At 72.0% G+C, this 20,766-nt stretch carries 20 protein-coding genes and 1 pseudogene; 13 read left to right on the top strand and 8 right to left on the bottom strand.

The window, feature by feature from the left end; genetic code table 11:
• Positions 1-26: 26 nt before the first annotated feature.
• Complete coding sequence (locus ACZ561_RS33620) at positions 27-749, top strand: TetR/AcrR family transcriptional regulator (protein WP_471002468.1); 723 nt, start codon at positions 27-29, stop codon at positions 747-749.
• A 30-nt stretch (positions 750-779) separates the two neighbouring features.
• Here the strand turns inward: ACZ561_RS33620 and ACZ561_RS33625 are convergent, their stop codons facing one another.
• Positions 780-1,973, bottom strand: a complete 1,194-nt coding sequence (locus ACZ561_RS33625) for an RNA-guided endonuclease InsQ/TnpB family protein (protein ID WP_471002470.1) — start codon at positions 1,971-1,973, stop codon at positions 780-782.
• A 159-nt stretch (positions 1,974-2,132) separates the two neighbouring features.
• Between ACZ561_RS33625 and ACZ561_RS33630 the strand changes: the two genes are divergently transcribed.
• The 3 genes from ACZ561_RS33630 to ACZ561_RS33640 all read left to right on the top strand — a co-directional run bounded on the left by ACZ561_RS33630 (position 2,133) and on the right by ACZ561_RS33640 (position 4,532).
• Positions 2,133-2,402 carry a hypothetical protein gene (locus ACZ561_RS33630; protein ID WP_471002472.1) on the top strand — a complete coding sequence of 90 codons (270 nt, stop codon included), beginning with the start codon at positions 2,133-2,135 and terminating at the stop codon, positions 2,400-2,402.
• Between the two features lie 77 nt (positions 2,403-2,479).
• Positions 2,480-3,823, top strand: a complete 1,344-nt coding sequence (locus ACZ561_RS33635; protein ID WP_471002474.1) for a C40 family peptidase — start codon at positions 2,480-2,482, stop codon at positions 3,821-3,823.
• A gap of 169 nt (positions 3,824-3,992) precedes the next feature.
• Positions 3,993-4,532 carry an RICIN domain-containing protein gene (locus ACZ561_RS33640; RefSeq protein ID WP_471002476.1) on the top strand — a complete coding sequence of 180 codons (540 nt, stop codon included), beginning with the start codon at positions 3,993-3,995 and terminating at the stop codon, positions 4,530-4,532.
• Between the two features lie 56 nt (positions 4,533-4,588).
• Here the strand turns inward: ACZ561_RS33640 and ACZ561_RS33645 are convergent, their stop codons facing one another.
• The 5 genes from ACZ561_RS33645 to ACZ561_RS33665 are packed head-to-tail and all read right to left on the bottom strand — an operon-like array spanning position 4,589 to position 10,227.
• Positions 4,589-5,824, bottom strand: a complete 1,236-nt coding sequence (locus ACZ561_RS33645; RefSeq protein WP_471002478.1) for a styrene monooxygenase/indole monooxygenase family protein — start codon at positions 5,822-5,824, stop codon at positions 4,589-4,591.
• Positions 5,825-5,842: 18 nt separating this feature from the next.
• Positions 5,843-6,508, bottom strand: coding sequence for a GTP-binding protein (locus ACZ561_RS33650; protein WP_376441046.1), 666 nt, complete (start codon positions 6,506-6,508; stop codon positions 5,843-5,845).
• Positions 6,489-6,899, bottom strand: a complete 411-nt coding sequence (locus ACZ561_RS33655; RefSeq protein WP_376441043.1) for a DUF742 domain-containing protein — start codon at positions 6,897-6,899, stop codon at positions 6,489-6,491. The genes ACZ561_RS33650 and ACZ561_RS33655 overlap by 20 nt, the downstream gene beginning before the upstream one ends.
• Positions 6,896-7,381 carry a roadblock/LC7 domain-containing protein gene (locus ACZ561_RS33660; RefSeq protein ID WP_471002480.1) on the bottom strand — a complete coding sequence of 162 codons (486 nt, stop codon included), beginning with the start codon at positions 7,379-7,381 and terminating at the stop codon, positions 6,896-6,898. Before ACZ561_RS33660 ends, ACZ561_RS33655 begins: the two co-directional genes overlap by 4 nt.
• Positions 7,378-10,227 carry a nitrate- and nitrite sensing domain-containing protein gene (locus ACZ561_RS33665; RefSeq protein ID WP_471002483.1) on the bottom strand — a complete coding sequence of 950 codons (2,850 nt, stop codon included), beginning with the start codon at positions 10,225-10,227 and terminating at the stop codon, positions 7,378-7,380. The genes ACZ561_RS33660 and ACZ561_RS33665 overlap by 4 nt, the downstream gene beginning before the upstream one ends.
• A gap of 374 nt (positions 10,228-10,601) precedes the next feature.
• Between ACZ561_RS33665 and ACZ561_RS33670 the strand changes: the two genes are divergently transcribed.
• Positions 10,602-11,384 (top strand): hypothetical protein, encoded by a 783-nt coding sequence (locus ACZ561_RS33670; RefSeq protein WP_471002486.1) that lies wholly within the window; start codon positions 10,602-10,604, stop codon positions 11,382-11,384.
• Between the two features lie 30 nt (positions 11,385-11,414).
• Here the strand turns inward: ACZ561_RS33670 and ACZ561_RS33675 are convergent, their stop codons facing one another.
• Positions 11,415-11,906, bottom strand: coding sequence for a MarR family winged helix-turn-helix transcriptional regulator (locus ACZ561_RS33675; protein WP_376441031.1), 492 nt, complete (start codon positions 11,904-11,906; stop codon positions 11,415-11,417).
• A 215-nt stretch (positions 11,907-12,121) separates the two neighbouring features.
• On the opposite strand from ACZ561_RS33675, the gene ACZ561_RS33680 reads away from it, so the two are divergent.
• Positions 12,122-12,943, top strand: coding sequence for a lysozyme (locus ACZ561_RS33680; protein ID WP_471002489.1), 822 nt, complete (start codon positions 12,122-12,124; stop codon positions 12,941-12,943).
• A gap of 304 nt (positions 12,944-13,247) precedes the next feature.
• The gene (locus ACZ561_RS33685; protein WP_471002492.1) at positions 13,248-14,102 is read left to right on the top strand and encodes a lytic polysaccharide monooxygenase auxiliary activity family 9 protein; all 855 of its coding nucleotides are present in this window, start codon (positions 13,248-13,250) and stop codon (positions 14,100-14,102) included.
• 115 nt (positions 14,103-14,217) lie between these two features.
• On the opposite strand, the gene lon is transcribed toward ACZ561_RS33685, so the two are convergent.
• Positions 14,218-16,629 carry an endopeptidase La gene (lon, locus tag ACZ561_RS33690; RefSeq protein ID WP_471002494.1) on the bottom strand — a complete coding sequence of 804 codons (2,412 nt, stop codon included), beginning with the start codon at positions 16,627-16,629 and terminating at the stop codon, positions 14,218-14,220.
• Between the two features lie 160 nt (positions 16,630-16,789).
• Between lon and ACZ561_RS33695 the strand changes: the two genes are divergently transcribed.
• The 6 genes and pseudogenes from ACZ561_RS33695 to ACZ561_RS33720 form a co-directional block, all read left to right on the top strand.
• The gene (locus ACZ561_RS33695; protein ID WP_471002497.1) at positions 16,790-17,395 is read left to right on the top strand and encodes a GNAT family N-acetyltransferase; all 606 of its coding nucleotides are present in this window, start codon (positions 16,790-16,792) and stop codon (positions 17,393-17,395) included.
• A 67-nt stretch (positions 17,396-17,462) separates the two neighbouring features.
• A complete protein-coding gene (locus ACZ561_RS33700) occupies positions 17,463-17,690 on the top strand; it encodes a hypothetical protein (protein ID WP_471002500.1) in 228 nt (75 codons plus the stop codon).
• Positions 17,691-17,706: 16 nt separating this feature from the next.
• Complete coding sequence (locus ACZ561_RS33705; protein WP_471002502.1) at positions 17,707-18,312, top strand: hypothetical protein; 606 nt, start codon at positions 17,707-17,709, stop codon at positions 18,310-18,312.
• 63 nt (positions 18,313-18,375) lie between these two features.
• The gene (locus ACZ561_RS33710; RefSeq protein WP_471002505.1) at positions 18,376-18,948 is read left to right on the top strand and encodes an RNA polymerase sigma factor; all 573 of its coding nucleotides are present in this window, start codon (positions 18,376-18,378) and stop codon (positions 18,946-18,948) included.
• Positions 18,945-19,847: a zf-HC2 domain-containing protein gene (locus ACZ561_RS33715; RefSeq protein ID WP_471002508.1), complete on the top strand. Its 903-nt coding sequence runs from the start codon at positions 18,945-18,947 to the stop codon at positions 19,845-19,847. The genes ACZ561_RS33710 and ACZ561_RS33715 overlap by 4 nt, the downstream gene beginning before the upstream one ends.
• 77 nt (positions 19,848-19,924) lie before the next feature.
• Positions 19,925-20,674, top strand: a pseudogene (locus ACZ561_RS33720) (ABC transporter ATP-binding protein); the annotation flags it as partial.
• Between the last annotated feature and the right edge of the window lie 92 nt (positions 20,675-20,766).

Here is a 20,766-nt window from a genome sequence, read left to right on the forward strand (position 1 = left end):
CACCTCGCGGAGCTACCCTGCGAGACATGACCAGTGCCGCCTCGCCCGCGTACCGCCGGCTCAGCGTCGAGGAACGGCGGCTGCAGCTCCTTGCCGCCGCCCTGACGCTCTTCGCCCACCGGGCGCCGGACGAGGTCTCCCTCGACGACGTCGCCGAGGCGGCCGGCGTCTCACGGCCGCTCGTCTACCGCTACTTCCCCGGCGGAAAGCAGCAGCTGTACGAGGCCGCGCTGCGCTCCTCCGCCGACCAGCTGGAGCGATGCTTCACCGAACCGCCGACCGGGCCGCCGACCGAGCGCCTCGGCCGGGTGCTCGACCGGTACCTGGCCTTCGTCGACCAGCACGACGCCGGCTTCAGCGCCCTGCTCCAGGGCGGGAGCGTCGCCGAGACCTCCCGTACGACGGCGATCGTGGACGAGGTGCGACGAGCCGCGGCCCAGCAGATCCTCGTCCACCTGGGCGTGGACGAGCCCGGCCCCCGGCTGCGGATGATGGTCCGCACCTGGATCGCCGCGGTGGAGGCGGCGTCGCTGATCTGGCTCGACGAGGACAAGCGGCCCTCCGCCGCCGAGCTGCGGGACTGGCTCGTCGACCATCTGATCGCGCTGCTCGCGGCGACGGCCGCGACCGACGAGGAGACGGCGGCGGTCGTCAAGCGGCTCCTCGCGCAGGAGCGCGCGGAGGGGCCGGTCGGCACCCTGGCGCGACGAGTGACCCCCGTGGTGAGCGAGGCGGCACACCTCATTTGACATCCCCCTCCCTAAGTAGGAGGGGATCCCTCACTTCGCAGTGAGGGGTTCCTGCTTCGCAGCAAGCCGCCCCGTCCGGGAACTCTCCCGTTGGGGTCTTACACCTGCTCCACAGGCCGTAACCGCCAGCCCGGCGGCCAGAATGTTCTTCGCCGCGTTCACGTCCCGATCATGGATCGTGCCGCACTCACATGTCCACGTGCGGACGCTCAAGGGCAACCGCCCTCGGATGGTTCCGCAGGTGGAACACAGTTTGGAGGAGGGGAACCAGCGGTCGATCACGACCAGGTTCCGCCCGTACCACTGCGCCTTGTACTCCAGCATCATCCGCATCTCCCACCATGCCGCATCAGAGATGGCGCGGGCGAGACTGTGGTTCTTGACCATGTTGCGGACAGTGAGGTCTTCGATCACGACCGTTTGGTTTTCGCGGACGAGTCGAGTGGTGACTTTGTGGAGGTGATCCCGACGCCGGTCGGCGATCTTCGCATGGATCTTCGCCACGCGGATGCGAGCCTTGGCCCGGTTAGCCGATCCCTTCTCCTTGCGGGCATGGGCACGCTGCGCCTTCGCCAGACGGGCCCGTTCACGGCGTTCATACTTCGGGTTGGTGATGCGTTCCCCAGTCGAGAGGGTGATCAGCGAACTGATACCAGCATCGATACCGACCGCACTGTCTGTCTTCGACATCACCTGTGGGCTGTCGTTGCAGAGCATCGAAACAAACCAGCGGCCGGACGCGTCCCGGGACACGGTCACCGTTGACGGCTGCACGCCGGCAGGAAGCGGACGCGACCAGCGGATGTCCAGTGGCTCGGCCATCTTCGCCAGCGTGAGCCGACCATCCCGGTAGCGGAACGCGCTGGACGTGTACTCAGCGCTGGCCCGGGACTTGTGCTTGGACTTGAAACGCGGGTACTGGGCCCGCTTCGCGAAGAAACTCGTGAACCCGGCCTGCAGATGCCGCAGCGTCTGCTGCAGGGGAACCGAAGACACCTCGGCCAGGTATGACAGCTCCTCGGTCTTCTTCCACCCGGTCAACATCGCCGACGTCGCGTTGTAGTTGACCCGCTCCCGCCGAAGAACCCATGCCTCGGAACGCGCGGCGAGTGCCAGGTTATAGACCTTTCGCACACACCCGAAGGTGCGTGACAGCTCGGCCGCCTGCGCATCCGTCGGGTAGAAGCGGTACTTGAACGCCCGCTTCACGTGAGTCGTGGTCATCGCTCACAAACTAGAGGATCAACAGGTAAGCCATCAAGCCGACGCGAGAACAGGGACGCACCGCGGCACGCTGCCACGCGGCGTCACCTTGACCACGCACCTCGTCCCCGAGCTGAAGGCCGGGTTTCCACACGCAGAGCGTTGGATGAGACTGGGGTCGTGAGAAGCGAGAACACCCTCTTTCGTGGCGGCCCCCTCGACGGCCGGGTCCTGCCCGTCCTCGTCGGTCCGACCGGACATCCGCCGAAGTGGTACGAGGTGCCGGTGCCGGACCCCGACGGCGGGCCGCCGACCGTCCACGCGTATCTGCGCGAGCCCGCCGGGCGGACCAAACGGCTCGGGCTCCAGCGCGGCTGGGTCTACGAGTACGCCCCCGAGGGACGGGAGCGGCGCGAGCTGAAGTGGCCGTGGTCCAAGCCGAACGGGTGAGACGCTTAGCCCGAATCGCCCCTTTGTGAGCTCATCGCACGACCTGGCACGCCCATCATCTCCGTGGAGGTGATGACGTGTCAGGAAGGCTGCTGCGCAGGGTCTGCACGGGGGTGCTGGTCGCGACGACGGCGCTGACGGGGCTTCCGTCGGCGACCGCCGACGATCCGGCGGACCCATCGGTCGAGGCCCACGCCGAGGCCGCCGCGGGCGAGGCGTCGACGGCCCCACCGGTCGATCCGCCTGCCCAGGACCCACCCTCCGACAGCGAATCCCCCGTAGCGCCACCCGGCGGGACGCCGAGCGCCACGACGGGCCCGGCAGCCCCGGACGACTCCACCGACCCCGCCGACGGCACCCCCCTCGACGACGCCGCCGAACTCCCGCCCCCCGGCGGTGACTCCGTCGCCGCCCTCCTCACCCGGCTCCAGACCCTCTACCGCCAGGCCGAGCAGGCCACCGAGACCTTCAACGCCACCGACGAGGCCCTACGGCTCCAGACCGCCGACACCAAGAAGGTCGGTGCCGCCCTCACCGCCGCCCGCAAGGCGCTCGCCGACGGTCGCAACGCGGCCGGAAGGCTCGCGCGCGAGCAGTACCAGGGCCGCTCCGAGCTCTCCGGATACCTGCGGCTCCTGCTGTCGAACGACCCCCAGCGCGCCCTTGACCAAGGTCATCTGATGGCGCGCGCGGCCCGCGACCGGGCGGGCACCGTCTCCCGTCTCACCGAGGCGGAGAAGAAGGCGGACACGCTCGCGAGCCGCTCGCGCCAGGCCCTGGACCGTCAGCAGACGCTCGCCGCACGGCAGCGGAAACAGCGGGACGACGTCGAGGTGAAGCTGAAGGACGTCCAGAAGCTGCTCGCCACCCTCTCCGCCGACCAGCTCGCCCGGCTGACCGAGCTGGAGCGGACCCAGACCGCGGGGGCGCAGCGCGAACTCCTCGACTCCGGCGTCCTGGACACCGCCCGGACCCCCTCGCAGGAGGGCGGGGAGGCGCTGCGGTACGCGGTGCGGCAGATCGGCAAGCCGTACGTGTGGGGCGCCGAGGGGCCGGAGTCGTACGACTGCTCGGGGCTGACCTCGCAGGCATGGGCGAGCGCCGGCCGGGAGATCCCGCGGACCAGCCAGGAACAGTGGCGGACGCTTCCGAGGGTGTCCCTGAGCGAGCTGCGCCCCGGCGATCTGGTGGTCTACTTCCCCGAGGCCACCCACGTGGCGATCTACCTCGGCCACGGCCTGGTCGTCCAGGCCCCCCGCCCCGGCGCCAAGGTCAAGGTCTCCCCGATCGCCGCCAACCCGCTGCTCGGCGCGGTCCGCCCCGACCCGGCGGCCGCGGCCCTCCCGTCGTACACACCGCCCGAGCTCCCTGCCGGGGCCACGGACGGCTCGGACGAGGGGTTCGATCAGGGCGGGGCCTGAGCACCCTTCGTCCGGCGAGGACCGACGCACCGAAGCGGACAGACCGGAGGAAGGTATTCCGTTTCATGACATCAAGTGATGTTCCGGAGAAGGCGGTTGATGCACAGACTTATGCGATCATGACAATATTTCCGGCCACAGGCCGGAACCTTCTTGATTGCAGAGGACCATGAAGTTCAACCCGATCGTCCGCGCCCGCCGCGGACTGCTCGTGCTCGCCGCATCCCTCGGCCTCGTCTTCGGCGCCCTGGCCGTTCCGGCCCAGGCCGCTACCTCGTGGGTCTACGTCGGCACCGTCGAGATCCGCATGAACCACTCCGGCCAGTGTCTCGAGGTGGCCGACTGGAGCAAGGCGAACGGCGCGGCCGTGCGCCAGTGGCCCTGTACCGGTGGCGACAACCAGAAGTGGGTCCGCTGGTGGCACTCGGACCAGGACGGCAGTGCGCACTACTACCTCAACCTCCACAGCGGCAAGTGCCTGGAGATCGGCGGCTGGGGGCGTAACAACGGCGCGACCGCCAACCAGTGGGACTGCCACTACGGCCAGAACCAGCTGTTCTATGGCACCAGCGTTCTCTACATGGACTACTCCTACGCCTGGAGCAAGTGCCTGGAGATAGCCGACTGGAGCCAGCAGGCGGGCGCCCGCGCGCGGCTGTGGGACTGCCACCAGGGCGCCAACCAGGGCATCAGCATGAGGGCCGTCTGAGCCCCCGGGCGGGCGGCCGGGCACCTGCCCCGCCCGCCCGCCCTCTCGCGTGACCGTCAGGCCCCGGCGACCGAGGCCAGGTACGCGGACGTCTTCTCGGGGTCGAAGAAGAAGTTCTCGAAGTCGGCCGGGTCGTCGAAGCCGTTCGCGAAGCGGTCGGCGACCGGCTGGAGCTGGCCGGCGGCGCCGATCAGGTTGAGGACGTGCTCCGGCGGGACGCCGAGCATCGCGTTGGTCCACTTCGTGACGTGCTGCGCGGTGTTCCAGTAGCGGTCGAACGTGGACCGCATCCAGTCCTCGTCGAAGGGCTTGTCGCCGTGCTCGACGATCGCCGCGAGGTAGGCGGCGGCGCACTTGGAGGCCGAGTTCGAACCCTGGCCGGTGATCGGGTCGTTGGCGACCACGACGTCCGCGACACCGAGGACCAGGCCGCCGCCGGGGAGCCGGCCGATCGGGTTGCGCACGGTCGGGGCGTAGCGGCCGGCCAGCGTGCCGTTGGCGTCGGTCAGCTCGACCTTGGTGGCCCGCGCGTACTCCCAGGGCGTGAACTTCTCCATCAGCTCCAGCGTGAGGGAGAGGTGCTCCGAGGGCTCCTTGACGCCCTGGAAGACGTCGAGCGGACCGCCGGGGATCCCCTCCCAGAAGAGGATGTCGGCGCGGCCGGAGGTCGTCAGGGTCGGCATGACGAAGAGCTCGCCGACACCCGGGACCAGGTTGCAGCGCACGGCGTCGAAGTCCGGGTGCTCGGGGCGCGGGCCCAGGCCGTGGACGTACGCGACGGCCAGCGCGCGCTGCGGCTCGCTGTACGGGGAGCGGGACGCGTCCCGGCCGAACATCGAGACCAGCTCGCCCTTGCCGGCGGAGACCAGCACCAGGTCGTACGTACGGGAGAAGAAGTCCAGGTCGGAGACTGCCGCGCCGTGGATGACGAGCTGGCCGCCGCGCTGGGCGAAGGTCTCCATCCAGCCGGCCATCTTCACGCGCTGGTCGACGGACTGCGCGTAGCCGTCGAGCTTGCCCACCCAGTCGATCGCGCGGCTGGAGTCCGGGGCGGCGACGGAGACGCCGAGGCCCTTGATCTGCGGGGCCTGGGACTCCCAGAAGTTCAGGGCGAGGTCGCGCTCGTGCTGGAGTGCGGTGTCGAACATGCACTGGGTGGACATGACCCGGCCGGACCGGATCTCGTCCGCCGTGCGATTGGACATGAGGGTGACTTCGTACCCCTGCGACTGCAGTCCGAGGGCGAGCTGGAGACCGGACTGGCCGGCCCCGACGATGAGTATCTTCCGCATGACGGGGTTCCTAACGCGTTATTCAGGGGTGGCTTCGAGCGCGTGCGCGACCATCGCGAGCAGGGACTCGATCACGCTGTACCGCTTGCGTGCGTCCATGATCACGACCGGTACGTGCGGCGGCACCGTGAGGGCCTCCCGGACGTCCTCGGCCTCGAACGCCTCGGTGCCCTCGAAGTGGTTGACCGCGACGATGTACGGGAGCCCGCAGCTCTCGAAGTAGTCCAGCGCGGGGAAGCAGTCGGTCAGCCGACGGGTGTCGGCGAGCACGATCGCGCCGATCGCGCCGCGCACGAGGTCGTCCCACATGAACCAGAACCGCTGCTGTCCCGGCGTACCGAAGACGTACAGGACGAGGTCGTCGGCGAGAGTGATCCGGCCGAAGTCCATCGCCACGGTGGTGGTCAGCTTGTCGGGCGTGTCGGAGAGATCGTCGGTCTCCTCGCTCGCCCGTGTCATCAGGGCCTCGGTCTGCAGCGGAGTGATCTCCGAGACCGCCCGGACGAAGGTCGTCTTGCCGACCCCGAAGCCGCCCGCGACGACGACCTTGGTCGCGATCGGGGCCCGGGTGTGGTCGAGCTGCCAGTCCTGGGAACCCTCTTCGGCGTCCGTGCCCGGGGCTTCGGGCTGGGCGGGTATCCCGGCGAGCAGGGGGGCAGCGACTTCAGAGACGGCGGAGTCCACTCAGCACCCTTTCGAGCAGCGCGCGGTCGGGCTGGCCGGTGCCGTGACCGGTCCCGTACACGCGGATCTTTCCCTGGTCGGCCAAGTCGCTCAGCAGCACTCGGACGACACCCAACGGCATCTTCAGGAGCGCCGAGATCTCCGCGACGGTACGCATCCGGCGGCAGATCTCGACGATGGCCCGCATCTCCGGCATCAGCCCGCGGGGCCGCCCGCCGTTCGTGAGCACCTTCCGCTCGGGCGACGCCTCGAGCGCCGCGACGAAGGTCTCGACGAGCAGGACGTGGCCGAAGCGGGTACGGCCGCCGGTGAGCGAGTACGGGCGCACGCGCGCGGGGCGCCGGCCGTCCCCGCGGATCGGCAGCTTGTGGGCGTGGGATGCGGACGTCACTGGGTGCTCTCCAACGATTTGCGCAGCTCACTGCGGAGTTCGGGGGTGAGTACATGTCCGGCGCGGCCGACGAAGAGCGCCATGTGGTACGCCACGACGCTCATGTCGCAGTCGGGGTCGGCGTGCACACCGAGGAGCGAGCCGTCGCTGATCGACATGACGAAGACGCTGCCCTCCTCCATCGCCACCATGGTCTGCTTGACCCCGCCGCCGTCCATCAGCCGGGCCGCGCCGACGGTGAGGCTGCCGATGCCCGAGACGATCGTGGCCAGGTCGGCGCTGGACCCCCGTGGGCCGCGGGAGCGGCCCTTGGCGGGGGTGGCGGCGGCCTGCGCTGCCGGGTCGGACGAGAGCAGCAGCAGCCCGTCGGACGAGACGACGGCGACCGAGCGGAGCCCTGGCACCTCCTCGACGAGGTTGCCCAGCAGCCACTGCAGGTTGCGGGCCTCCCTGCTCAGTCCGAATGTTCCGGTCGCAGTCAACTGCGTGCCTCCTCGACTGTGTCCCCCGACTTCTCCTCGGTCCCTGCGGTCTGCGTCTGTACGGCTTCGATCTCCGCCTCTACGTCTCGGCGACCTTCCTCGGCCCCCCGGTGGAAGCCGCCGAGCCTGCGTCGCAGCTCCTCGGCGTCGACCCCGCCCGTGCGTGGGGCGGCGGGGGCGTCGGCCTGGCGGACGATCTGGGGGGTGCGCTTGGGCAGGCCCTTGTCCGTGAGGCGCTGGGCGACCGGCTCGGACTCCTCCGCCGCGCGCTCGTGGGTGTCGGGCTCGGGCGGCGGGTCGGGGAGACGTACCTGGAGGGTCGTCTCGGCCACCGAGAGCTCGGGGTCGTAGTCGGGCTCGGGGTCGTAGTCGGGCTCGGGCTCGGCGGCCGTGGGAGCGGGCGTCTGCTCGGGCGCCTCGGTCTCGGGCGCACCGGCCTCGGGCGCACCGGCCTCGGGCGCCTCGGTCTCGGGCGCCTCGGCCTCAGGCGCCTCGGCCGCAGGCGCCTCCGGTGCCGTCCGTGCAGCCGTTTCCGCGGCCGTCTCCGCCTCGGCGAACGCCTGTTCCGCGGCCTCGACGAGCGGGTCCCTGGTCCGGGACGGCAGGGCGTTGGAGTTCGCCTCGGCGACCGAGCCCGGGAGGTTCAGCGTGGGCGCCGAGCCGGCGACCGGCACGGCCGGCGGGACCGCGGTGGGCGGGGCCGTCGGAAGCAGCGGCAGCGGCAGCACGATCACGGCCGCGATGCCGCCCTGCTTCTGCTCGCGCAGCTGCACCCGTACGCCGTGGCGGGCGGCGAGCAGGGCGGTGACCCGGATGCCGAGCCCCTCCCCCGCGATGTCGGCCGGGTCCGCCTCGGCGAGCCGCGCGTTGAGCTCGGAGAGCCGGGACTCGGTCATGCCGATGCCCTCGTCCTGGACGGAGAGCATCACCTCACCGCTCTCCAGGAGCCAGCCGGAGAGCTGGACCTGCGCGTCGGGCGGCGAGAAGGACGTGGCGTTCTCGAGGAGTTCGGCGACCAGGTGGCTGAGGTCGTCCGCGGCGAAGCCGGCGATCTGGGCGTGCGGAGGCAGGGACTGGATGGTCACCCGCTCGTACCGCTCGATCTCGCTGACGGCGGCGCGCAGCACGTCGACGAGCGGGACCGCTCCGGGGTGGCCGTGGACGTGCTCGTGGCCGGCGAGGACCAGGAGGTTCTCGCTGTGACGGCGCATGACGGTCGCCATGTGGTCGAGCTTGAAGAGGGTGGCCAGCCGGTCCGGGTCCTGCTCGCGCTCCTCCAGCTTCTCGATGACCCCGAGCTGACGCTCCACCAGACCGAGGCTGCGCAGCGAGAGGTTGACGAAGGTGTGGTGGACGGTGTGCCGGAGCCGTTCGAGTTCGGCGGTGAGGAGGGCGGTGTGGCCCTGGAGCTCGGCGCGCTGGGTGGCCAGCTCGGCGGTGAGGGCCTCGCCGGCGCCGGCCAGGTCGGCGCGCTCGCTGTCGAGCCGCTCGGTGCGCCGGGCGAGGTCGGCCAGCTTGCCCTGGAGGGTGTTGAGGGACCGTACGACCTGGGCGAACTCGTCGTTGCGGCCGGTGAAGCGGACCGGCTCCTCGGCCTCCGGGGCGGCGGCGAGCCGCGCGGCGCCGATGCGGACCACGGCGAGCGGGCGGGTGAGGCTGCGGGCGACGAAGGTGGAGATGCCGATCGCGACCAGCAGACAGCCGCCGAGGAAGGCGATGCGCAGTTCGAGGGCGGTGACGTCGTCGTCGCGGAGCTGGGCGAGGCGTGCCACCTGCTCGGTGGAGAGCGTCGACTCGACGCCGCGCATCTGCTCGATACGGGCGGAGAGCGCGGCCTCCAGCTTCTCGGGGTCGGTGCGGCGTTCGGACTTGCTGAGCGTCGGCTGGTCGGTGAGCCCGGCGAGGAAGCGCTCGGCGCTCTTGACGTCCGGACCCGTCACGGTGCCGGCGAGGGAGTCCCGCCCGGCGGCCGTGGCGGCCTGGTCGAAGTCGGCGAGGGAGCCCAGTTCACGGACCCGGGCCTGCTGGGCGGCGGCCGTCAGCGCGTTCCGGGCCCGGTCGGCCTCGTCGGCTCCCTCGGCCTCGTCGGGCACGTAGGTGCCGGTGTCCGGGTCGTAGTGCGTGGTGCCGGGGGCCTCCGGCTGGGGGACGGCGAGGGCGGCGAGGAGTAGTCCGCGGGTCGCCGACGCCTGCTCGACGGCGCGGCCGAGGGCGGCGGGGGCCCGGGTGGCTTCGGCGGCGCGGGCGGGGGTCTGCTCGGCGAGCTCGTCGGCGAGGTCCTGGAGCTTGGCGATGACGTCCGAGTACGCCTTGTGCGCCTCCAGGGCGGTGCCCTTGCCGGTGAGCGCGGTGCGGCGGACGGCCGGCAGGTCCGCGAGATCCCTGCGCAGTTCGGCGGAGGCGGCGGGCTTGATCTCGTCGATCTGCCGGTCGACCCGGGTGGAACGAGCGCTGGTGACCTGCCGCTTCTTCTTGCCGGTGCCCTGCTGCTCGTCCCTGCCCGCGGCGATGTACGCGACGACCTCGTCGCGTTCGTCGGCGAGCGAGTGGGCGAGGGTGACGGCCTGGCGGTCGAGCTCGGCGAGGGTGACCAGATTCTGGGAGTCGGTCAGTTCGCCGGAGACGGTGAGGATCGCGGGGGCGCCGGCGGTGAGGACGGTGACGCCGACGAGGGCGACGCCGGCGACCAGCCGGTTCCGGACGCGCTTGGGACGGCCCACGGGGATACCGGTGGTGCCGTCGGCTTCGGGGCCCGTCGCTCCGCTCGTGGTCAGCGGGTCGCCGGGGCTCTGGCTCCGCGTGCCGTTGTTGCTCCGAGGCCGCTTCTTCTGCACCGGTGCTCGCATTCTCGACTCGTCCACCCATGAAGCAGAGGTGACGACCGGTCACATCTCAGAGCGCCCCCACCCCTGGTACGGCTTCCGACCATTCCAGCGCATTTTGGGAAGGGGACGCGCATCGGCCGCTCCGCCACCCGAACGAGTGAACAACACTCATGAGTTGGCGAACAACTCCGCGCGAGGGCCTTCGCGGACTTGTGCGGTGTGCCGGTTGGATCTTCCGTGCGGGCTTTGGCAGGATGCCCGCCCGCAGCTTCCCGGAGGGCTGCCTTCCGCCTCGTGCGCGCCCCTTGGAGGGCCGGTACAGGCAGGATCCGGCCGTTTGGAGGCGTTGTGAAGGAGTGATGCAGGCCTCCCGACGCCGGGGCAGACTGGGGATCATGCGCACCGAAGCGGCCACCCTCCCCGGCAGCCCCGAACGCCCTAATGAGGACTGGGTGGCGACGGCTCTCCCCGTGCACGGAGGGGGCGGGACGGTCGTGGTGCTCGACGGGGTCACGCCACCGGCCGGCGATGACGGCTGTGTGCACGACGTGCCCTGGTTCACCGCCAGGCTCGGCGGGGCTTTGACCGAACTATCCGCTTCGCGCCCCGACATGACGCTGTCCGAGATCCTGTCCTTGGCAATCCGGCGCACCGCCGACACCCACCGGGACACCTGTGACCTTTCTCACGTGCGTACTCCCCAGGCGACGGTCGCGATGGCCCGCTGGAACGCGACCACGGTCGAGCATCTCGTCCTCTCGGACTCCGCACTGCTCCTCGAGGCACCGGACGGCTCGGTACGGGCGGTGCTCGACGACCGTCTGGACCGGATCCCGGACGAGATCCGCCGCTCCCTGGCGGCGACGGACCGTCTGCGCAACCAGGAGGGCGGCTTCTTCACGGCCGCGGCGGACCCGGAGGTGGCGCGGCGCGCGGTGACGGGGACGGCGCCCCGGGCGGCGGTACGGGCCCTGGCGGCGCTCACCGACGGGGCGACGCGATGGGTGGACCTGTTCGCGGAGGGCGACTGGGCGGACTGCTTCGACGTGCTCAGGAACGAGGGCCCGCACGGCCTGCTCGCGCGGGTCCGTACTCGGGAGGCGGAGGACGGGACGGCGGGCGGCGCCACCCGCTGGAAGCGCCACGACGATGCGACGGCCGCCTACGCGGTCCTCTGAAGCCCGCTTCTCCTCAGCTCTCCGCTCTCCTCAGCTCTCCGCGCGGGCGTTCAGCTGGTGGAGCAGGCGGGCCAGTTCGGCGACCTCGCCACGGTCCCAGTCGGCGAGCTTGCGGACGTACCGCCCGCGCCGTGCGTCCCGTACGCGCCGGAAGCGGTTGCGGCCCTCCTCCGTCAGCCGGACGAGCGAGGCACGCCCGTCGGCCGGATCGGGGTCGCGGGCGACGAGGCCGAGCTCCTCCAGGGCGCGCAGTTGGCGGCTCATCGTCGCCTTGCCGACGCCGAAGTAGCCGGCGAGGTCGGTGGCGCGCTGCGGGCCGGCGTCGTCGAGCCGTACGAACAGGCCGTAGGCGGCGGGCTCCAGTTCGGGGTGGACCTCGCGGGCCATCTCGCCGGACTGGGAGCGGGCGCGACGCAGAAAGACCGCCAGTTCGCGTTCCAGGGCGAGGAATTCCTGGTCCACACCACTCCGCGTCGACGACCCGATGGGCTCGCCTTCACTCCCCGTACCGCTTCCGTGCACGTCAGCACCCCTCGCGCGCTTTCCGGTCGCTGAAAGTTTCTTTCGGCCGCGGCCATCGCCGCAGCTCCTTCAGTATTTCGCAGGCGTAGACCAACGGCAGCACCCAGCCCCCCTTCCGTCGGGCCGGTCTACGTGCGTAGCGTCTTCCCCAGCGGCTTCGCTGACATGTCCACACCAGGACATGTTTCACCCCCACCGCCTTTCGGAGGCACGCAATGCCCGTGCACAGATCCGGAAAGACCCTCGCCGGCGTCACCCTCGCGGCCCTGGCTCTCCTTCTGCCCCTCTCCCTCCCCGGCGCGGCGAACGCGGCCGACACCGAGGCCGCGCCCCCGCGCGGCTCCGCCCACATGGGAATGGGCGTCATCGAGCACGACGGTCGGAACGGCACGCCCGGCACGCCCCGGGCCGTCCAGACCGAAGGTGTGGACGTCTCCAGCCACCAGGGGAACGTGGCCTGGTCGACCCTGTGGAACAGCGGGGTGAAGTGGGCCTACGTCAAGGCGACGGAGGGCACCTACTACAAGAACCCCTACTTCGCGCAGCAGTACAACGGCTCGTACAACGTCGGCATGATCCGCGGCGCGTACCATTTCGCCACCCCGGACACGACGACGGGCGCGGCGCAGGCCGACTACTTCGTCAACAACGGCGGCGGCTGGTCCAAGGACGGCAGGACGCTGCCGGGTGCGCTGGACATCGAGTGGAACCCCTACGGGGCGACCTGTTACGGCAAGTCGCAGTCCGCGATGGTCACCTGGATCCGGGACTTCCTCAACCGCTACAAGGCCCGGACCGGCCGTGACGCCGTGATCTACACGGCGACGAGCTGGTGGACGCAGTGCACCGGCAACTACGCGGGCTTCGGTGCGAGCAACCCGCTGTGGATCGCGCGGTACGCCTCGACGGTCGGCACGCTCCCGGCCGGCTGGCCGTACTACACGATGTGGCAGTACACCTCGACCGGCCCGACGGTCGGCGACCACAACCGCTTCAACGGCGACCTCTCACGGGTCCAGGCGCTGGCGAACGGCTGAGCCGAGCCCCGTCTCCGCGAGGAGGATCGCGGCGGCCCGCGGCCAAGAGCTGAGGCTCCCACCGGAATCCGCCGCAACGACTTCGGCCCCGCATCCTGCCCGGTGGGCAAGGTGCGGGGCCGGAGCCGTGCACGGGTCCTCACGGTGTCGGCCACTCGACCGCTCCGCCTTTCTGCGCCCGCCCCCTTGCCCATTGGTATGGACCAATGCGAGGCTCGGGGCGGCGCGTACGGCATTCAACTTCCGTACGCGGACCGCTCGTTGCTCGTCCCGTACTCCCCCACGCACGAGAGAGAGCCCCGCCATGCCCTCGCACCGTCGCACCGCAGCGGCCGTCACCCTGTCCGCGGCCGCGCTGATCCCCCTCACCCCCTCCACCGCCGGAGCCCACGGCGCCGTCTTCAACCCGGTGAGCCGGGTGGCGGCCTGTTACGCGGAAGGCCCCGAGACGCCGAAGTCGCAGGTGTGCAAGGACCTGGTGGCCGACTCCGGCACCCAGCCGCTGTACGACTGGAACGAGGTGAACATCGCCAACGCGGACGGACAGCACCAGATGCTCATCCCGGACGGCAAGCTCTGCTCGGCCAACCGCGAGAAGTACCGGGCGCTCGACTGGGCCCGCACGGACTGGCCGGCCACGGCGGTCGGCGCCGGTTCCTTCGACTTCAAGGTACGGGTGACGGCGCCGCACTCCGGCACGATGACGGTCTACATCACCAAGCAGGGCTTCGACCCGACCCAGCCCCTGAAGTGGTCGGACCTGGACGCGACGCCCGTGGCCACCTACGCCACCGCCCGCACGGCGACGGACGGCTTCTACAACTTCACCGGCACCCTGCCGGCCCGCACCGGCCGCCACATCGTCTACAAGGTCTGGCAGCGCAACGACAGCCCGGAGGCGTTCTACAGCTGCTCGGACGTCGCCTTCGGCGGCGGTACGACGGCGGTCTCGGCCCCGAGCGAGGCGAAGATCGCCGCGGGCGCCGACCGCTCCACGGTGAGCCACGCGGGCCACGGCGGCGACGAACAGGCCCCCGTCCTCTCCGCCGAATCCACGCGGACGCCCTCCTCCCCGCTCCCCCTCGCCCTCGCGGGCGCGGGAGCCCTGGCGGCCTTCGGAGCGGGCAGCCTGCTGCTGGCGCGCCGCCGGAACGGCTGACGTAGGGGCAGACCCGAAGCGCGACTCGGGCAGACCCGAAGCGCGACTCGGGCAGATCCGAAGCGCGACGAAGCGGGGTGCCCCGTGCAGGGCACCCCGCTTCCTCGCGAGGGACTTACGCCGCCACGCTCACCGCGACCTCCGCCGGGGCCAGGGCGATCTCCAGGACCTGGCGGACGTCCGTGACCGGGTGGACCTCCAGCCTCTCCAGGATCTCCGCCGGGACGTCGTCCAGGTCGGCCTCGTTCCGCTTCGGGATCACGACCGTCGTGATGCCCGCCCGGTGGGCCGCCAGGAGCTTCTGCTTCAGGCCGCCGATCGGGAGGACCCGGCCGGTCAGGGAGACCTCGCCGGTCATCGCCACGTCCGTGCGGACCAGGCGGCCGGAGAGCAGCGAGGCCAGCGCGGTCGTCATCGTGATGCCCGCGCTCGGGCCGTCCTTCGGGACCGCGCCCGCCGGGAAGTGGATGTGCGCGCCCCGGTCCTTCAGACCGGTCACGGGCAGCTCCAGCTCCGCGCCGTGCGAGCGGAGGAAGGAGAGCGCGATCTGCGCGGACTCCTTCATCACGTCGCCCAGCTGGCCGGTGAGGGTGAGACCGGCCGCGCCGGTCTCCGGGTCGGCGAGCGAGGCCTCGACGAAGAGCACGTCGCCGCCGGCGCCGGTGACGGCGAGTCCGGTCGCCACGCCCGGCACCGCGGTCCGCCGCTCGGCCGGGTCCTGGGCGGACTCCGGCACGTGGTGCGGCCGGCCGATCAGCCCCCGCAGATCGTCCACACCGACCGTGAACGGCAGCTCCCGGTCGCCCAGTTCGTGCTGCGCCGCGACCTTCCGCAGCAGCCGTGCGATGGACCGCTCCAGGTTCCGTACGCCCGCCTCCCGGGTGTACTCCCCCGCCAGCTTCCGCAGCGACGCGTCCTCCAGGACCACCTCGCCCGGCTCCAGGCCCGCCCGCTCCAGTTGCCTGGGCAGCAGGTGGTCACGGGCGATGACGACCTTCTCGTCCTCCGTGTACCCGTCGAGCCTGACCAGCTCCATGCGGTCGAGCAGCGCCTCCGGGATGGCCTCCAGGACGTTCGCCGTCGCCAGGAAGACGACGTCGGAGAGGTCCAGTTCGACCTCCAGGTAGTGGTCCCGGAACGTGTGGTTCTGCGCCGGGTCCAGGACCTCCAGGAGCGCGGCCGCCGGGTCGCCCCGGTAGTCGGAGCCGACCTTGTCGATCTCGTCGAGCAGGACCACCGGGTTCATCGACCCGGCCTCCTTGATGGCCCGGACGATCCGGCCGGGCAGCGCACCGACGTACGTACGCCGGTGGCCGCGGATCTCCGCCTCGTCCCGTACGCCGCCGAGCGCGACCCGCACGAACTTCCGTCCCATCGCGTGCGCGACGGACTCGCCGAGCGAGGTCTTGCCGACGCCGGGCGGGCCGACGAGGGCGAGGACGGCGCCGCCGCGGCGGCCGCCGACGACCCCGAGCCCGCGCTCGGCGCGCCGCTTGCGCACCGCCAGGTATTCGGTGATCCGCTCCTTCACGTCCTCCAGACCCGCGTGCTCGGCGTCGAGGACGGCCTTCGCCCCCTGGATGTCGTACTGGGTCGCGCCGTCATCGGTTCGCTCGTTCCACGGCAGTTCGAGGACGGTGTCCAGCCAGGTGCGGATCCAGGAGCCCTCCGGGGACTGGTCGCTGGACCGCTCCAGCTTCTCGACCTCCTTGAGGGCCGCCTCGCGCACGCTCGACGGCAGGTCGGCGGCCTCGACGCGGGCCCGGTAGTCGTCGGACTCGTCGCCCTCCGTCTCGCCGTTGAGGTCGCGCAGTTCCTTGCGCACGGCCTCCAGCTGGCGCCGCAGCAGGAACTCGCGCTGCTGCTTGTCGACGCCCTCCTGGACGTCCTTCGCGATGCTCTCGGCCACGTCCTGCTCGGCCAGGTGCTCGCGCAGCTGCGCCGTGGCGAGCCTGAGGCGGACGACGGGGTCGGCGGTCTCGAGGAGTTCGACCTTCTGCTCGACGGTGAGGAAGGGGGAGTAGCCGGAGTTGTCGGCGAGCGCGGAGACGCCGTCGATCTGCTGGACCCGGTCCACGACCTGCCAGGCGCCGCGCTTCTTCAGCCAGCTGGTGGCCAGCGCCTTGTACTCCTTGACCAGTTCGGTCACGGCACCGGGCAGCGGCTCGGGCACGACCTCGTCGACGATGCTGCCCTCGACCCACAGGGCGGCGCCGGGGCCTGTCGTACCGGCGCCGATCCGCACACGGCCTCGGCCGCGGATGAGCGCGCCGGGGTCGCCGTCGGAGAGCCGGCCGACCTGCTCGACGGTGCCGAGGACGCCGGTCCCGGCGTACGTCCCGTCGACGCGGGGCACGAGGAGCACCCTGGGCTTGCCCGAATCGGAGCGGGCGGCGGCCTGCGCCGCCTCGACCGCCGCGCGTACGTCGTTGTCGGACAGGTCCAGCGGCACCACCATTCCGGGCAGCACGACCTCGTCGTCGAGCGGCAGCACAGGCAGAGTGAGCGGTGAGGACGTCGAAGCCATGATCTCCCCTTCGGCAGTCAAGTTGAGCTATGTGGACTCAATGCACGTGCGCCACCGAATGTTCCCCCGGCCGCGTTCGCTGTGAGCGATCGCCCTCCCGCCCAGGTGGAGAATGCCGTGTAATACCTCCATGGATATGGCGTCTATTACATCTGCGTGGGTGGCGGGCTGGACCGTCTCGCGCGGCACCCCGTCCGCCGTCGTCGAGCCCTGGGGCTACCGGATCGACGTGGGCCTGCCGACGCACGTCTTCCGACATGTACTGCCGGCGCCGGACGCGGTGTCCGTGGGCAAACTCTGCGCGGAGATCACCGAGCCGAACGCGTGGCTGAAGGTGATGGCGGAGCCGGATGAGGTCGCGGAGTGGATCACCCCGGGGTGGACCGTCCCGGACGATCCCGGCTTCATGATGACCAAGGCACTGGACGCCGGCGCGCGGCCTCCGGCGCCGGAGGGGTACGCGCGGACGACGGAGACCCGGGACGGGGTCGTACGGGTCCGGATCGTGGCACCGGACGGCACGCTCGCCGCCCGCGGCCAGCTGGCTCCGACGGGCGCGACGGCGGTCGCCGACCAGATCGAGACCCACCCGGACCACCGCCGCCGCGGCCTGGGCGCCAACGTCATGCGCACCCTCGAGGCGGCGGGCGCGCAGGCGGGAGCGGAGACGGGCGTCCTGTCGGCGACGAGGGACGGACTGGCCCTCTACGACTCCCTGGGCTGGCGCCACGAGGGCCCGCTGACGGGGATCGTGCGGGGCGTGTGACGGCACCGGGGGCGTGTGGTCCGAAGCCGGGGCCGCGTGCTCCGAATGTCCGAACTCTCACCCCCCCATGACCGGCCCGGTCCCCACCGCGCCCGGCGCCGACCACCATCTCCCGGACGCCTGGGTGGCCGCGTACGCCCGTGGGGAGCTGTCCCACGATGTCCTCGGCCATGCCGAGGCCCACCTGGAACGGTGCCGCGCCTGTGTCGACGCCGTCGACCTCGCGGTACGCGGCGGACCGCACGGCCCCCGGCTCGACGCCCTGCACGCGGCCCTGGTCAATCGGCTCGGCTGAGGGGATGCTCGGACCCATGACGCTCAGGAACATGACACTCGGGGACAGGGTGCGCAGGAGACGGTACGCGGGGCGGATCCGGGCCGCGTCGATCGTGCTGCTCCCGGTGATGGCGTTGGCCGGGTGCGGCGGCCAGGACACCCCGAAACCCCCGGTCGCGACGCAGGACGGGACTCAGGACGGCACGACGAATCCGATGCCGACCGGCGGCGGGGGCACCGCCCCGCCCGTCCCGACGAGTTCGGGCGGGACCGTGAAGAAGGACGAGGAGCACGGTCCGCGCGAGGTCCTCGTGACGGTGAACGTCAGTGGGGGTCTCGCGGGCGTCGACAACCAGCTGACCGTCCACTACGACGGCAGCTACACGACCCGCTCCGGCAGCGAACCCCCGCGGAACGGCCGCATGACACCCGCCGAAGTCGCGGAGCTGCGCGCTGCGTTGGAGGCCCCGGCCTACGCGAAGGTGCCCGCCCGACCGTCCGGAAAGCCGGTGCACGACGGCTTCACCTACGTGGTCACGTACGACTACCGGGTCGTCGTCAGCGCCGACGGCGACCGCTCGCCCGCGCTGCAGCGGGTCTTCTCCTCCCTCCCCGACGGCGGCCCCCCGACCAGTCCCTGAGCCTTCCGGCCCCGCCTCGGCCCGGGCGTGAACCGCCGACCGCCCCCCGAGCGATAGAGAGGCGTGAGACTGTTGCGCCCCGAACGGGGAGAAGAGCGGGACGACTCCGCGCTGTTGCGCGCCGTCGCCCGCGGGGACGCCGAGGCGCTGGCCGTGCTGTACGACCGGCACGCGGGGTGGCTGCACGCCCGGCTGTCCCGGCGTTGCACGGACGAGGAGACCGTACGGGAGGTCCTCCAGGACACCTTCGTCACGGTCTGGCGCTCCGCCGGTTCCCACCGCGGCCGGGGTGAGGCCGGCGGCTGGCTGTGGGTCGTCGCCGCGCGCCGCCTGGTCGACGCCCAGCGCGCCCGGGCCCGTGCGGAGCGCGCCGCGCCCGAACCGGTCGCCCCCGCCCCCTCCGCCGAGGACCGGGTCCTCGCGCGTCTGGAGTACGGGGACGTCGGCGCCGCGCTCGACCGGATCTCGCCCGAACTGCGCGAGGTCCTGCGGGCCACCGTCGTCGACGGCCTGACCACGCGCGAGACGGCCCGGCTGCTGGGGATACCGGAGGGCACGGTGAAGACGCGCGCCCTGCGGGCCCGTCGCGAACTGCGGGCCGCCCTCGGCCCGCACGCCCTGGGAGGCACCGCATGACCGCGCCGTGGCACGTGACCGATTCGCTGGCCGCTCAGTACGCGTCGGGTTCGGCGGCCGAACCCGACGCGTGGTCTCTGGAAAAGCATGTCGAGGTGTGCGAAGGCTGCGCGGTCCGCGTCTCCGTGGCGGTCCGCGCGGGGAGCTCCGGTGCGGTCCTCGCGGACGTACGGGCGTCGCTCCTGGAGACGGTACGCACGGAGGCGGCCGCCGGCCGAGGTCGCGCGCCCCGGCGCCCGGGTGTGAGCTCGAGCCTCGGAATCGGCGGGCGGGGCCTCTCCCCCGTCTCCCGTTGGGCGCGCGTGCTCTGGGCCGTCGGGCCCGCGCTGCGCGGGGCGTGGCTGGTGGCGGTGCTCGTCGTGGTCGCCGCCGCCGTCGGGCTCGCGTACGGCGCCGGGTTCCGGGAAGCGCGGCCTGCGCTGCTCGCCGTCGCCCCGATGCTGCCGCTCGCCGGAGTGGCCGTCTCGTACGGACGTCACGCCGACCCGATGTACGAGATCGGCGTGGCGACGCCCTCCGGCGGGCTGCGCCTGCTGCTCACCCGGGCGGCGGCGGTGCTGGGGGTGTGCGTGCCGGTACTGACCGCGGCCGGGGCCGTGCTGCCGCCGGTCACCGGCGTGCCGGGCGCCGCGGCCTGGCTGCTGCCGGCGCTCGCGCTGACGCTGGCGGCCCTCGCCCTCGGTTCGTTCGTGGGGTGCCGGGCGGCCTCGGCCACGCTGGCCGGCGGCTGGCTGCTCGCGGTGACCGGTCCGGTGCTCGGCCGTCCCGGAGCCACCGCCGAGCTGGCCCGCTACCTCTCGGGCCCTGCCGCACAGGGCGGTTGGGCCGCGGCCGCGGTCGTCTGCGCGGGCCTGCTGGCCCTGCGACGCCGTTCCTTCGACCACCTGGAGACCCGGTGACCACACCCCGCACAGGGACCGAATGGACCACGCGGTCCACGCCGGCCTCCGCGCTCACGACGGTCGCGGCGACCGGACTGACCGTCCGGCACCGCCGCACCGTCGCGCTCGACCGGCTCGACCTGACCCTCGGCCCCGGCATCCACGGCCTGCTCGGCCCGAACGGCGCGGGCAAGACCTCCCTCATCCGGATCCTCGCGACCGTGGCCGCTCCGTCGGACGGCCGGGTGGAGCTCCTGGGCCGGGACGCGGGGGCGCACCGCGAACGGTCGGAGATCCGCCGCCGCCTTGGCTATCTGCCGCAGGAGTTCGGGTACTACCCGGGCTTCACGGTCCGCGAGTTCGTGGCGTACGTGGCCTGGCTCAAGGAGATGCCGGCGCAGCTCGTCCCGGCCGCCGTGGAGCGCGCCGTGGAGCGGGTGGGCCTGGCCGACCGCATCGACGCCCGGCTCAAGACGCTGTCGGGGGGCATGGTCCGGCGGGCCGGGATCGCCCAGGCCATCGTGAACGAACCGGAGCTGCTCCTCCTCGACGAGCCGACGGCGGGGCTCGACCCCGAGCAGCGGGTCGAGTTCAGGACGCTTCTGCGGGAGATCGGCGCGTCGTCCACGGTGATCGTCTCCACCCATCTGGTGGAGGACGTGGCAGCGGCCTGTTCGGAGGTCACACTGATCGAGTCCGGCCGTGTCGCCTTCCGGGGAACGACCGCCGAACTCACCGCCCTGGGCGCGGAGTCGGGGATCTCGGGAGCAGGGGAGTCGACCAACGCGATCGAGCGCGGATACACGGCGGCCCTACGCGCCCACCGCACCCCGCCGGGCGCGGCGCACGCGGCGGGCACGTCGAGCGCGCCGGCCGCCTCTGCCTCCTCGGGCACGCCAGGCCCGCCGAGCGACTCCTCGGGCACGCCGGCCGCCTC

This window comes from Streptomyces sp. NPDC039609, assembly GCF_055596705.1.